Origin of the sequence: Microbacterium sp. cx-55 (assembly GCF_021117345.1) — a bacterium.
Lineage (GTDB): Bacteria > Actinomycetota > Actinomycetes > Actinomycetales > Microbacteriaceae > Microbacterium.
Genome location: NZ_CP088261.1, coordinates 1,793,653 through 1,806,474 on the forward strand (window position 1 = coordinate 1,793,653; position 12,822 = coordinate 1,806,474).

Here is a 12,822-nt window from a genome sequence, read left to right on the forward strand (position 1 = left end):
CCAGACCCGGCGCCCTGTGCGCGAATCACAGAGATCGAGACGAAGGAAGACGATGACCCGGATGCGTAAAGTTCTCGCCTGGACAGGGGCCCTGGCCGCCGCGGTCGCGCTGGTGGGGTGCACCGCATCCCCCTCGGCGGACGATTCGGCGACCAGCACCATTCCGGAGGCGGTCGAATCGGCGGGTCTCGGCATCACCAATGTCTGGGCGGACACCGGCGTCGACGGCTTCAGCACCGTGCTGTCGGTCGGCGGCACCGTGGACGCGGCCGAGATCGACTCCGCGGATCTGCGCACGCTGATCTCCGTGGTCGTTCAGGAGAACACGGTCGACGCCCGCTGGCTGGAGCTCTCCCTGCGCGATTCCGCGGAGAAGCGGATCGACATCCGGGCGGGGTTGGAGGAGCTCGGCGCGGATGTCGTCGCCGACAAGCGCATCTCTATGGATGACGCCGAGCGCATCGCCGGCGGCGGTGCGTCGTGACCGGCGCCGCGAACCAGCACATCGAGATCGACGGGTCGGTCCTGTCGAAGCAGGTCACGACGCTGAAGGATGCGGCATCCACCTTCCAGGCGACGAGCACGTCGGTAGACGGACGTCTGGCTGAGGATGCGTTCGGGGCGCTCTGCCGGGGGATTCTCGTTCCCTCCGTGACCGCTCTCGCCGGGCGTGCCCGCGAACTCCTGTCGACGGCGCACGAGCTGAGCGATCGGATGTCGAGCGCCACCGGAGCCGCACTGAACGCGTTCGACACCCTCGAGACCGAGGCGGCGGATGGCTTCACGAAGGCAACATCGTGAGTGCCGGCAGCGCTATCGCGGGTGAGATCCGTGGCGGTGGTTGGGCCTCGGGTCTGGCGACCAGCGGCCCCGGAGCCAATTCGTGCGCGGATATCCCCGGCATCGCGGGCATGCTGCTCAAGTACGTCGAGCCGCTGCGCGAATGGTTCGACGATCTCCTGGGCGATTCGGCCCAAGTCGCCGGTTTCGCGGCGACCTGGGAGGACGCGGAAGGAACGCTGCGGGATCTGCACCCCCAGCTGGTCTCCGCGAAGTCGCAGCTCAGCGAACTCGACGGACGAACCGCGCGAGCGCTCCGCGAGCGCTATGAGGATCTGCTCGAGGTCAGTCTCGACACGGTGGAGTGGACGGGCGCCGCGGCGGCTGCGCTCCGGCTCGCCTCCCGCATCGTCGACGCGACCCGGACGTTCATCTGCGATCTGCTGACGAAGGTCTCCCGCCTCGCCGACGACATGTTCTCGTTCACACTCAACCCGATCGAGGCCGCAGACCGGGTCAAGGACTTCGCCTCGGCCGCGTTCGACGTGGTGGAGTCGGCCGGCCGCATGGTGACCGACCTGCTCGAAGCTCTCGCGGCGCTCGCCTCCCTGCTGCAGAAGCTCATTCCGATCCTCGCCGAGGGTCTCAGCCATCTGCGCGAGATCATCGCGCAGATGCTCCCGCTCGTCGGCGGCATCCTCGGCGCAGTCGTCGGCGGACCCCTGGGCGGTGGTCTGGGGTTCATTCTGGGCGGCGCTGCGGAGAACTTCCTGCAGAGCGACGCGGATGTCGAAGAGGTCGACCCGGCGAAGCTCACCGACAAGCAGCGGGACGCGTGGCTCGACTCCCAAGACGTGACCGAGCTGACGTCACTGTCCGACCTCGTCGGAGTGAACGGAACGACCGACTCGATGGGCGGCGCGGACGCGACCGTCATCGACATCAAGAAGGTGATCGGGCCGGACGGCTCCGAGCACTGGGTGGTCTCTCTCCCCTCGACGCAGGACTGGGAAATGCAGGGAGATACCGGAGCCATGAACGACCGCGACTCGAACCTCGCGCTCCTGATGGACAACCCCCTGCTGCGCACGGCCTACGAGCGCGCCGTCCTGCAGGCGATGAGCGACGCCGGGGTTCCGGCGGGCGGAGACGTCGTGCTCACCGGATTCAGCCAGGGCGGGATCATGGCCGCGAACCTCGCCGCCGACGGATCCTTCCCCTACAACACCATCGGCGTCGTGACCAACGGCTCCCCCATCGACACGTTCAACGTTCCGCCCGACATCCCGGTGTACGCGTTCCAACACGCCACAGATGTCGTTCCCATGCTCGATGGCAACGTGGTCGGCGACGTTCCCCCCAACATCCACCGAGTCGTTCTTCCGGACCCCTCGGGGTCGCATGGCCCGGCCGCGCACGACAACGGTCTCTACACGGACTCGGTGCGGGCGTGGGAGCAGCAGTACGCCCAGCAGTACGGCACTCCCCCGCCTTCCATCGATCTGTTCACCGGGGAGGTTGTCGACCACAGCGTCTTCACGGCCTCCGAGAAGTGACGAGCGGCCGCACCCGCACTGGACCACTGCAGAAAGAAAAGCCCGCCCTCGAGTCCGAGGGCGGGCCTTCGCTCTGTCCGTGAGCGTCGTGCAGGTGCGAGGTCAGTCGAACCAGATGCCGAGTTCGCGCGCGGCCGACTCGGGGCTGTCGCTGCCGTGTACGAGGTTCTGCTGCACCTTCAGACCCCAGTCGCGACCGAAATCGCCGCGGATCGTGCCGGGCGCGGCCGACGTCGGGTCGGTCGTGCCGGCGAGGGAGCGGAAGCCCTCGATCACGCGGTTGCCCGCGAGGCGGATGGCGACCGACGGGCCCGACATCATGAACTCCACGAGAGGCTCGTAGAACGGCTTACCCTCGTGCTCTTCGTAGTGCTGTTCGAAACGAGCGCGATCGGGCTCGACGAGGCGGATGTCGACGAGGGCGTAACCCTTGGCTTCGATGCGGGCGAGGATCGCGCCGGTCAATCCGCGTGCGACACCGTCGGGCTTGACGAGAACGAGTGTTTCTTCGGTGGCCATGATCGGTCAGTCTCCGTTCGCGAGGGTGGGGTCAGCGGCGAGTCGGGCGTTGCGTCGATCGAGTGCCGCTCCCTTGATCGTCGCATACGCCCACATGCCGCCGAAAATGAACGCCACGATAAGAATGGCCGGCACGAGGAACGCGGCCAGTGCCAGCACCACCTGCATGATCCAGCCGACGACGATCCCCCAGCGCCAGCGCACGACTCCGCTCGCGGCGACCATCAGCACGGCGAACACCGAACCCGCGACGATCCCCCACCAGGGCTCGATTCCCGCCGGGAGCACCTCTAGCCCGTAGACGGTCAGACCCGCGAGGAAGACGATGACCGATTCGAAGACGAGCACGATCTGGGCGAGGGACTCCTGGGCACCGCGCGCGCGGCGCTGCCGTGGCACGCGGCCCGCCGGGTCGGTGCCGGCGCTCACGCCGTCCACCCGTCCTTCCACGACTCCGCCTCGGCGAGGGCGAGCGCCTCACCCGCGAGGACGACGGATCCTGCGACGATGACCGCGCGGCGATCGGCTGCAGCCGCCCACTCCCGGGCGGCTTCCGCCGCCGCCGGAAGATCGTCGTGCACGGTGACCCTCAAGCCCGCCTCTTCTGCGAGATCCGCGATGGTATCGGCCTCCTCGGCGCGCTCCGATTCGGGCGCGGTCGCGAAGACATGCGCGGCGATCGGCTGCAGCTGAGCCACGATACCGGCCGCATCCTTGTCACCCAGAATGCCGAGCACCACGCCCCACTCGTCGAAATCGAAGGAGCTGCGCAGCGCCTCCACGAGGGCGGCGGCGCCGTGCGGGTTGTGCGCGGCGTCGACGACGACGGTCGGTTGGATGCCGACGAGTTGCAGGCGTCCCGGCGACGTGGCCTGCGCGAATCCGTCGGTCAGCACGTCGGCAACCAGACGCTGCGCTGCGCCGCCGATCAGCGACTCCACCGCGGCGATCGCCAGCACCGCATTCCGGCCCTGGTGCACGCCGTAGAGCGGCAGGTACAGCTCGTCGTACTCGCCGGCGAGACCCCGCACGTCGAGCAGCTGCCCGCCGACCGCCAGGCGGTCGGCGACCAGAGCGAAGTCCTGGCCCTCGAAGGCGATCGTCGCGCCGACCCGCTGGGCCTGAGCGCGGAGCACGGCCTCGGCCTCGGGAGTCTGCGCCGCCGACACGACCGCGGCATCCGGCTTGATGATTCCGGCCTTGACGGTCGCGATCTCCGCGATCGTGTTTCCGAGCCGATCCGCATGGTCGAGACCGATCGGCGCGATCACGGCGACGTCACCGTCCGCCGTGTTCGTCGAGTCCCAGGTACCGCCCATCCCGACCTCGATGACCGCGACATCGACGGGCGCGTCGGAGAAGGCGACGAACGCCAGCACCGTCAGAAGCTCGAAGAACGTCAGGGGGGCGTCGTCCTCCGCGGCCAACTGCGCGTCGACCAGCGCCACGAAGGGGGCGATCTCGTCCCACGCGTCGGCCACCGCCGCATCCGCGATCGGCTCGCCGTCGATCATGATGCGCTCGGTGAACCGGGTGAGGTGCGGGCTCGTGAACAGCCCGGTGCGCAGTCCGTGCGCGCGCAACAGGCTCTCGACGATTCGACTCGTCGACGTCTTGCCGTTGGTTCCCGTCACGTGCACGACGCGATACGTGCGCTGCGGATCATCGAGCAGCTCCAGCACGCGCCGAGTGCGCTCGATCCGCGGCTGAACCCACTGCTCGCCCTGCCGGGCCAGCAGCTGCGTGTAGACCGCATCCGCCCGCTTCTGATCGTTGCCGCTCATTCTGCTTCTCCTCCGATGCGGGTGACTCCCACCGTGAACGCTCCGCCATTCGCGAAGGCGCCTCCGGCGAAGTCGGCGGAGAACTCCGCGGCGGATGCGGCGTCGAAGGTGCTGCCGGCCACCACGGCGCCATTCACGGTCGCACTGCGCGCCAGCGTCTCACCGGCGATGTCGGCCACGTCGAACGCGGACACGACCGCGGACGCGTCGGCCGCGTCCGCGAAGACGAGCGAAAGCGCGATGCGATCGCTGACGTCGAAGCCCGCGGCCTTCCGGGTGTCCTGCACGGCGCGAACCACGTCGCGCGCGAGCCCTTCGGCCTCGAGTTCGGGCGTCGTCCGCGTATCGAGGAGCACGAAGCCCCCCGTCGCGAGCACCGACAACGCTTCGCCCTCCGGGCGGCCGCTGGTCTCGAGGGCGAGCTCGTACTCGGCCGGCTCCAGTTCGATGCCGCCGGCGACGACGCGACCGTCGATCTCCGTCCAGTCACCGCTGCGCGCGGCCTTGATCACCTGCTGCACCTGCTTACCGAGGCGAGGGCCGGCGGCGCGCGCGTTGACGGTGAGGCGATGGGTGATGCCGTACTCGGTCGCCGTCTCGGGGCGGAGAGCCACGAGTTCGACGGCCTTCACGTTCAGCTCCTCGCGGAGGATGTCGTCGAACTGCGCGAGGGCGTCCGCATCCGGCACCACGACCGTCAGCAGCGGCAGCGGCAGGCGCACCCGCTTGCCCTCGCGCTTGCGGAGGGCGTTCGCCACCGACGACACCTCGCGCACCGCATCCATCGCGGAGCGGATGACCGTCGCCTCCGGGAATGCGGATGCATCCGGCCAATCCTCGAGGTGCACGCTCCGCCCGCCGGTGAGTCCCTGCCAGACGCGCTCGGCCACGAGCGGCAGCAGGGGCGCCGCGACGCGGGTGACGGTCTCGAGCACCGTGTAGAGCGTGTCGAAGGCCTCGGTGTTCCGCGGGTCGTCGGACACCCCCTGCCAGAAACGGTCGCGCGAACGGCGGATGTACCAGTTCGTGAGCACCTCCGCGAAACCACGGAGCTTGGCGGCGGCACTCGTCGAATCGAGAGCCTCCAGGTCGGCGGCGACACCGCGCACCAGCTCTCCGGTGAGGGTCAGGATGTAGCGGTCGAGCACATCCGTCGAATCGGTGCGCCACTGCGCCTCGTAGCCCGCGCCCCCAGCGCCCCGGGCGGCATTGGCGTAGGTCGCGAAGAAGTACCACGTGTTCCACAGCGGCAGCATGAACTCCCGCACGCCCGCCCGGATGCCTTCCTCGGTGACGACGAGGTTTCCGCCGCGCAGCACCGAGCTCGACATCAGGAACCAGCGCATGGCGTCGGAGCCGTCGCGGTCGAAGACCTCGCTCACGTCGGGGTAGTTCCGCAGCGACTTCGACATCTTCTGACCGTCGCTGCCGAGAACGATGCCGTGGCACGATACGCCCGTGAACGCGGGGCGGTCGAACAGCGCGCCGGAGAGCACGTGCATGACGTAGAACCATCCGCGCGTCTGGCCGATGTACTCGACGATGAAGTCCGCGGGCGAGTGCGAGTCGAACCACTCGCGGTTCTCGAACGGATAGTGCACCTGCGCATACGGCATGGAGCCGGAATCGAACCAGACATCGAAGACGTCCTCGATGCGTCGCATCGTGGACGCGCCGGTCGGGTCGTCCGGGTTCGGGCGCGTCAGGTCGTCGATGTAGGGCCGGTGCAGATCGACGTTGCCCTCGGGGTCGAGCGGAAGCCGACCGAAATCGCGCTCCAGATCCTCGAGAGAACCGTAGACGTCGACGCGCGGGTACGCGGGGTCGTCGCTCTTCCACACCGGGATCGGCGAACCCCAGTAGCGGTTGCGGCTGATCGACCAGTCGCGGGCGCCCTCGACCCATTTGCCGAACTGACCGTGCTTCACGTTCTCCGGCGCCCAGGTGATCTGCTCGTTGAGATCGATGAGGCGACCCTTGACGTCCGTGACGCGCACGAACCAGCTCGAGACAGCCTTGTAGATGAGAGGGTTCCGGCAGCGCCAGCAATGCGGGTAGGAGTGCTCGTAGCTGGCCTCGCGGAGAAGCCGCCCACCCTGACGGAGCAGGCGGATGATCGGACGATTCGCGTCCATCCAGAGCTCGCCCGCCACGTCGGTCACCTGCGGCAGGAAGCGGCCGCCGTCGTCGAGGCTGACGATGGTCGGGAGCCCGGCCGCGTCCGCGAGTCGCTTGTCGTCCTCACCGTACGCCGGGGCCTGATGGACGATGCCGGTTCCGTCGGTCGTCGTGACGTATTCATCGGCGAGGATGTGCCACGCATCCGCGGTCCCCCAGGCCTCCGCGTCGGCGTAGTAGTCGAAGAGCCGGTCGTAGGCGACGCCCGCGAGTTCGGCTCCGGTGAGCGACTGCTGCACCGCCTCGCGCGCCGCATCCAGCGACTCGTAGCCGAGGTCCTTGACGTAACCGCCGAGCAGGTCCTCCGCGAGAAGGTACCGATGCGCCGCGGACTCCACGACATCGTCGGGAGCGCCCTCGGGGGTGTGATGCAGATCCGCCGCGCCCGCGGGCCCCGCCGGCAGGACGACGTAGCGGATGCCGGGACCGACCGCGAGCGCGAGGTTCGTCGGCAGCGTCCACGGCGTCGTCGTCCACGCGAGTGCGCGCACACCGGTGAGTCCGAGCGCTTCCGCCTTCGCCCCCACGAGCGGGAACGTGACGGTCACGGACGGGTCCTGACGCATCTTGTAGACGTCGTCGTCCATCCGCAGCTCGTGGCTCGACAACGGGGTCTCGTCACGCCAGCAGTACGGGAGCACGCGGTAGCCCTCGTACGCGAGGCCCTTGTCCCAGAGGGTCTTGAACGCCCACAGCACCGACTCCATATAGCCGGTGTCGAGCGTCTTGTAGCCGCGCTCGAAGTCCACCCAGCGGGCCTGCCGGGTGACGTAGTTCTCCCACTCCTGGGTGTACGCGAGCACGGATTCACGCGCCTTGCTGTTGAAGGTCGCGACCCCCATCCGCTCGATCTCGTCCTTCTCGGTGATGCCGAGCTGCTTCATCGCCTCGAGTTCGGCCGGGAGACCGTGGGTGTCCCAGCCGAAGACGCGGTCGACCTTCTTGCCGCGCATGGTCTGGAAACGGGGGAAGAGGTCCTTCGCGTATCCGGTCAGCAGGTGCCCGTAGTGCGGCAGGCCGTTCGCGAACGGCGGGCCGTCGTAGAACACCCACTCGGGCGCGCCCTCGCGCTGCGCGATCGACGCGCGGAACGTGTCGTCATCGCGCCAGAACTCGAGGACGTTCTGTTCGATCTCCGGAAAGCGCGGGCTCGGCGTCACGGGCGCCGCCGGTTCGGTGGGCGCGGCGGCGGGACCGAAGGCGGAAGTGCGGGGGTATGTCATCGTCATCTCGCAGGGGGTCGAATGCGGCCTGCGGGGACGACCTCGAAGAGACCGCGGTACCACCCTGCATTGCCGGGATGCGCTCCTCGCGGAGAACAACCGACCACTCTCACTGCGGCGATGACGGGCCTGCCCCGCTCGGTTCTACTGGGCGCGAACGCTGTTCTTCCGAGTGCTCCCCGGTGATGGCCGGATCAACGCGTGTGCCCCGATCTTACCCGCTCAGGGGCCTGCCCGGGAGATCGTCGTGGCGGCCGCATCCGCTCCTCCGTTTCGGGCCGTGGCGCACGCTCGACGGGCCGTCCGCACGGTCCTTCCCCTGTCCCGTGCCGCGTGGCGGGCGTCGCGGGATTCGGAGATGCGACGAGATTCGGATAGCCCGACCCCGAAGCCTCCGAATCTCGCGACATCTCCGAATCCGGTGACGCGCCCCGAACCAGGACCGCACGGTGTCCGACAGAATCGACGGATGCTGCCGGACACCGCACGACTCACGCTCCGCGCGCTCGACGACGGCGATCTGCCCGCCCTTCGCGCCATCCTCGGCGATGGCGAGACCATGGCGGCGTACGAGGGCGCGTTCAGCGAGGCCGAGACCCTCGATTGGTTGCGACGACAACAGGATCGCTATCGCGCAGACGGCTTCGGGCTGTGGGCCGTCGTCGAACGGGCCACCGGGGACGTCATCGGTCAAACGGGCATCACCCGCCAGACGCTCGAAGACGACGAGATCGTCGAGGTCGGATACCTGTTCCGTCGCGACAGGTGGCACCGCGGATTCGCCGTCGAGGCCGCATCCGCCAGCGTGGATTGGGCCTTCACCACGCTTCCCGTCGAGCACGTCTGGGCGAAGGTCCGCGACACGAACCTCGCCTCGATGAACGTGGCGATCCGGCTCGGGATGCGGGTACGCCGCCGGTTCGTCACGCGCTACCGCGGCGTCGACATGCCGCACTTCGGTTTCGCCCTCTCCCGAGACGAGTGGCAAGCGTCACGGGATTCGGAGATGCGACGACATTCGGAGAACCCGACCGCGTAGCCTCCGAATCTCGCGACATCTCCGAATCCGGCGACGCGCCTCGAACCAGGACCACGGATGCGGCAACCACTCACCGTGCGAGGTGCAGGCCCTGGGCGACGGCGCGCATGATGCGGCCCTGAACCTCCGGCCACCCGTGCACGACCTGCGCGTACCCGATGCGGATCACGCAGTAGCCGAGCAGCATCAACGCCGCATCGTGGGCGATGTCCGCCTCGCGTTGCGCGCCCACGTGGTGCCCGCCGTCGATCTGCACCACCAGACGCTCACCGATCAGGAAGTCGACCCGGTGGCCCGCGATCCAGGCCTGCGGTGTGATCTGCAGCCGCATCCATCTGAGCCGCGGAATGAAGAACGTCTCCAACCCCGAGTCCGACCAGGGCGATGCGGCCGTGATCAGCGATCGTGCCGCCTGCGTCAGCGGGAGGCGAAGCAGCGCCTCCCGCTCGACCACGTGCTGACGCAGCGCCGACTCGACGATCGCCCTGGCCTCTTCTTCCGGCCGGCACGCGATCACCAGGGCCAGCGTGTTCTCCACCTCGTCGACCAGCGTGCCGGGCCGACGCACGACGAGGGGCTCCGCCCAGTGCACGACGGCGCCGGGGGCGACACGCACGCTCGCCCCGTGCGGCGGCGCAGCGACGTGCGCCGGACCGTCTCCGAGCACCCACAGTCCGTGACGGCGTGCCGCCGTGACGCAGGAGAGCACGACGCCCTCCCGCGCTGCGGCCACCGCGAGCGGGTCGGCATCCGGAAGAGCGATCCACACGCGGCGGATGCGCACGAGCATCCCGTCCTCGACGAGCGATCGGAGCGTCCGCTGGGTGTGCCCGGCGGCGACGAGCTCTCTCGCTCGGGCCACGCCGCCCGCCGCGCGGACGGCGTCGAGCGCCCGCATCCGTTTCGCCGCTGCATCCATCGCTCCATCGTCCCGATCGAGCGCCAGGAACGAGGCTCGAACAGCGACTCTGTGCAGCGCCTGGCGCATTCATCGCCCTGGGGAGGCAAAGTCGCTCACCGCGCCTGCGTCCCGAGCAACACACAGCCCCGACACCCCCACCTGCCGCCACTCCCGCCGCTCGGTTCCGGCGGCGCGGGCTCCCGTAGACTGAGGGGGCATCCACACTCAGGCACGCTCACACAGTGCCGCACATATCGAGGAGATTCCCATGACCGCGATTCCCGACAAGCCCGCCCTCGAAGGGCTCGAAGCGAAGTGGGACGCCCGCTGGGCCGAACGCGGCACCTACCTCTTCGATCGGGATGCGGCCCAGGCCTCCGGCCGCGGCGGCGTGTTCTCCGTCGACACTCCCCCGCCGACCGCCTCCGGCTCGCTGCACATCGGGCACGTCTTCTCGTTCACGCACACCGACCTCACCGCGCGGTTCGAGCGGATGCGGGGCAAGACCGTGTTCTACCCGATGGGGTGGGATGACAACGGCCTGCCGACCGAGCGCCGCGTACAGAACTACTACGGCGTGCGCTGCGACCCGTCGCTGCCGTTCGACCCGGACTTCACCCCTCCGTTCGAGGGCGGCGACAACAAGTCCACGCGCGCGGCCGACCAGATCCCGATCAGCCGACGGAACTTCATCGACCTCTGCGAGCGCCTGACTGCGGAAGACGAGAAGCAGTTCGAAGAGCTCTTCCGCAAGCTCGGACTCAGCGTCGACTGGACGCAGACGTACCGCACCATCTCGGACGACACCATCCGGGTCAGCCAGCTCGCGTTCCTCCGCAACCTCGAGCGCGGCGAGGCCTACCAGGCGCTCGCTCCGACACTGTGGGACATCGACTTCCGTTCCGCGATCGCGCAGGCCGAGCTCGAGGACCGCGACCAGCCCAGTGCGTACCACCGGCTCGCGTTCCACCGGAGCGATGACTCGGGTGACGTGCTGATCGAAACCACCCGGCCCGAACTCCTCGCCGCGTGCGTCGCGCTCGTGGCGCACCCCGACGACGAGCGCTATCAGCCGCTGTTCGGCTCGACCGTGCGCACCCCGCTCTTCGATGTGGAGGTGCCGGTTCTCGCGCACCCGCTCGCCCAGCCCGACAAGGGGTCGGGAATCGCCATGGTCTGCACGTTCGGTGACGTCACCGACATCATCTGGTGGCGCGAGCTCGACTTGCCGAACCGCACGATCATCGGCAAGGACGGCCGCATTCTCGCCGACGCCCCCGACGTCATCGTGACGGATGCAGCGCGCTCCGCGTACGCGGAGCTGGCGGGCAAGACCGTCTTCAGCGCCAAGAAGGCCGTCGTCGACCTGCTGCAGGCCTCGGGCGAACTTCTCGAGGTCTCGAAGCCGTTCACGCACGCCGTGAAGTTCTTCGAGAAGGGCGACCGTCCGCTGGAGATCGTGTCGACCCGTCAGTGGTACCTCCGCAACGGGGCGCGCGACGGGGCGCTGCGCGAGAAGCTCATCTCGCTCGGGCAGCAGATCGACTGGCACCCCGACTTCATGCGGGTCCGCTTCGAGAACTGGACGAACGGGCTGACCGGCGACTGGCTCGTCTCCCGTCAGCGGTTCTTCGGGGTGCCGATCCCCATCTGGTACGCCCTCGACGAGAACGGCGAGCGGGACTACGGTCGCGTTCTCACCCCCGAGCTCGGCGCCCTCCCCGTCGATCCGACGAGCGATGTACCCCCGGGATTCAGCGAAGAGCAGCGCGGCGTGCCGGGCGGTTTCGATGCCGAGCGCGACATCTTCGACACCTGGGCGACCTCGTCGCTGACCCCGCAGCTCGCGGGCGGGTGGCAGCGCGACGACGAGCTCTGGAATCTCGTCGCGCCGTTCGACCTGCGTCCGCAGGGCCAGGACATCATCCGCACCTGGCTGTTCTCGACGCTGCTGCGGAGCGCCCTCGAAGACGACCGGTCACCATGGACGGATGCGGCGATCTCCGGCTTCATCGTGGACCCCGACCGCAAGAAGATGTCGAAGTCGAAGGGCAACGTCGTCACCCCCGCGTCGATCCTCGACCAGCACGGTTCGGACGCCGTGCGCTACTGGGCGGCTTCCAGCCGTCTCGGCACCGACGCGGCCTTCGATCCGCAGAACCCGACGCAGATCAAGATCGGTCGTCGCCTCGCGATCAAGGTGCTGAACGCGGCGAAGTTCGTTCTGTCGTTCCCCGTGCCGGATGGCGCGCAGATCACGCACGCACTCGATGCGGCGATGCTCGCGACCCTGGACGGCGTCATCCGAGACGCGACTCGCGCATACGAGCAGTACGACCACGCCCGTGCGCTCGAGATCACCGAGGCGTTCTTCTGGACGTTCTGCGACGACTACCTCGAACTCGTCAAGGAGCGTGCGTACAACCAGGCCGACAGCGGCCAGGCGTCTGCCGCGCTCGCCCTGCGCATCGCCCTCGAGACGCTGCTCCGCCTCTTCGCGCCGGTGCTCTCGTTCGCCACCGAGGAGGCGTGGTCGTGGTTCCACGACGACTCCGTGCACGGCGCCGCGTGGCCCGACGCCCTCGGTATCGAGGGTGACCCGGAGGTCCTGAGCGCGGTCAGCCAGGCCCTCATCGGCATCCGTCGCGCGAAGACGGAGGCGAAGGCTTCGCAGAAGACTCCGGTGGCTCGCCTCGTCCTGGGCGCCCCGGCCGCGCTGCACGCGGCACTCGACTCGGCGGTGGGCGATCTGAAGGCCGTCGGTCGTATCGAAGACCTCACCTTCGCGGACGCCGACGCCATCGTCGTCCACGAGGTCGACTTCGCCCCTCAGGAGGACTGA

10 protein-coding genes are annotated in these 12,822 nt (G+C 68.7%); 5 read left to right on the forward strand and 5 right to left on the reverse strand.

The annotated features are described in order from the left end of the window. Window positions 1-61: 61 nt before the first annotated feature. Genes LQ938_RS08415 through LQ938_RS08425 form a run of 3 tightly spaced genes read left to right on the forward strand, consistent with a single transcriptional unit; the run spans window position 62 to window position 2,336 of the window. The gene (locus LQ938_RS08415; protein ID WP_223721042.1) at window positions 62-484 is read left to right on the forward strand and encodes a hypothetical protein; all 423 of its coding nucleotides are present in this window, start codon (window positions 62-64) and stop codon (window positions 482-484) included. Continuing rightward, window positions 481-801 (forward strand): hypothetical protein, encoded by a 321-nt coding sequence (locus LQ938_RS08420; RefSeq protein ID WP_223721041.1) that lies wholly within the window; start codon window positions 481-483, stop codon window positions 799-801. Before LQ938_RS08415 ends, LQ938_RS08420 begins: the two co-directional genes overlap by 4 nt. Beyond that, window positions 798-2,336 carry a hypothetical protein gene (locus LQ938_RS08425; RefSeq protein WP_223721040.1) on the forward strand — a complete coding sequence of 513 codons (1,539 nt, stop codon included), beginning with the start codon at window positions 798-800 and terminating at the stop codon, window positions 2,334-2,336. The genes LQ938_RS08420 and LQ938_RS08425 overlap by 4 nt, the downstream gene beginning before the upstream one ends. A gap of 102 nt (window positions 2,337-2,438) precedes the next feature. On the opposite strand, the gene ndk is transcribed toward LQ938_RS08425, so the two are convergent. From ndk to ileS, 4 genes are read right to left on the reverse strand one after another with little or no spacing between them, the layout of a single operon-like run. Beyond that, the gene (gene ndk, locus LQ938_RS08430; RefSeq protein WP_223721039.1) at window positions 2,439-2,855 is read right to left on the reverse strand and encodes a nucleoside-diphosphate kinase; all 417 of its coding nucleotides are present in this window, start codon (window positions 2,853-2,855) and stop codon (window positions 2,439-2,441) included. A 6-nt stretch (window positions 2,856-2,861) separates the two neighbouring features. Then, on the reverse strand, window positions 2,862-3,305 hold the full coding sequence (locus LQ938_RS08435) for a DUF4233 domain-containing protein (RefSeq protein WP_223721038.1): 444 nt from the start codon (window positions 3,303-3,305) through the stop codon (window positions 2,862-2,864). Then, window positions 3,281-4,639, reverse strand: a complete 1,359-nt coding sequence (locus LQ938_RS08440) for a bifunctional folylpolyglutamate synthase/dihydrofolate synthase (protein WP_223721037.1) — start codon at window positions 4,637-4,639, stop codon at window positions 3,281-3,283. The genes LQ938_RS08435 and LQ938_RS08440 overlap by 25 nt, the downstream gene beginning before the upstream one ends. Continuing rightward, the gene (ileS, locus tag LQ938_RS08445) at window positions 4,636-8,040 is read right to left on the reverse strand and encodes an isoleucine--tRNA ligase (RefSeq protein WP_223721036.1); all 3,405 of its coding nucleotides are present in this window, start codon (window positions 8,038-8,040) and stop codon (window positions 4,636-4,638) included. The genes LQ938_RS08440 and ileS overlap by 4 nt, the downstream gene beginning before the upstream one ends. A gap of 469 nt (window positions 8,041-8,509) precedes the next feature. Here ileS and LQ938_RS08450 point away from each other — a divergent pair, with 469 nt between their 5' ends. Continuing rightward, window positions 8,510-9,079, forward strand: a complete 570-nt coding sequence (locus LQ938_RS08450) for a GNAT family N-acetyltransferase (protein WP_223721035.1) — start codon at window positions 8,510-8,512, stop codon at window positions 9,077-9,079. 70 nt (window positions 9,080-9,149) lie between these two features. On the opposite strand, the gene LQ938_RS08455 is transcribed toward LQ938_RS08450, so the two are convergent. Further along, window positions 9,150-9,998: a DUF559 domain-containing protein gene (locus LQ938_RS08455; RefSeq protein ID WP_223721034.1), complete on the reverse strand. Its 849-nt coding sequence runs from the start codon at window positions 9,996-9,998 to the stop codon at window positions 9,150-9,152. 250 nt (window positions 9,999-10,248) lie between these two features. Here LQ938_RS08455 and valS point away from each other — a divergent pair, with 250 nt between their 5' ends. Next, window positions 10,249-12,822: a valine--tRNA ligase gene (gene valS / locus LQ938_RS08460; protein WP_223721033.1), complete on the forward strand. Its 2,574-nt coding sequence runs from the start codon at window positions 10,249-10,251 to the stop codon at window positions 12,820-12,822.

Coding starts and splice junctions, on each gene's coding strand:
- LQ938_RS08415 (WP_223721042.1), top strand. CDS start 62: ATGCGTAAAGTTCTCGCCTGGACAGGGGCCCTGGCCGCCGCGGTCGCG.
- ndk (WP_223721039.1), bottom strand. CDS start 2,855: ATGGCCACCGAAGAAACACTCGTTCTCGTCAAGCCCGACGGTGTCGCA.
- LQ938_RS08440 (WP_223721037.1), bottom strand. CDS start 4,639: ATGAGCGGCAACGATCAGAAGCGGGCGGATGCGGTCTACACGCAGCTG.
- ileS (WP_223721036.1), bottom strand. CDS start 8,040: ATGACATACCCCCGCACTTCCGCCTTCGGTCCCGCCGCCGCGCCCACC.
- LQ938_RS08450 (WP_223721035.1), top strand. CDS start 8,510: ATGCTGCCGGACACCGCACGACTCACGCTCCGCGCGCTCGACGACGGC.
- LQ938_RS08455 (WP_223721034.1), bottom strand. CDS start 9,998: ATGGATGCAGCGGCGAAACGGATGCGGGCGCTCGACGCCGTCCGCGCG.
- valS (WP_223721033.1), top strand. CDS start 10,249: ATGACCGCGATTCCCGACAAGCCCGCCCTCGAAGGGCTCGAAGCGAAG.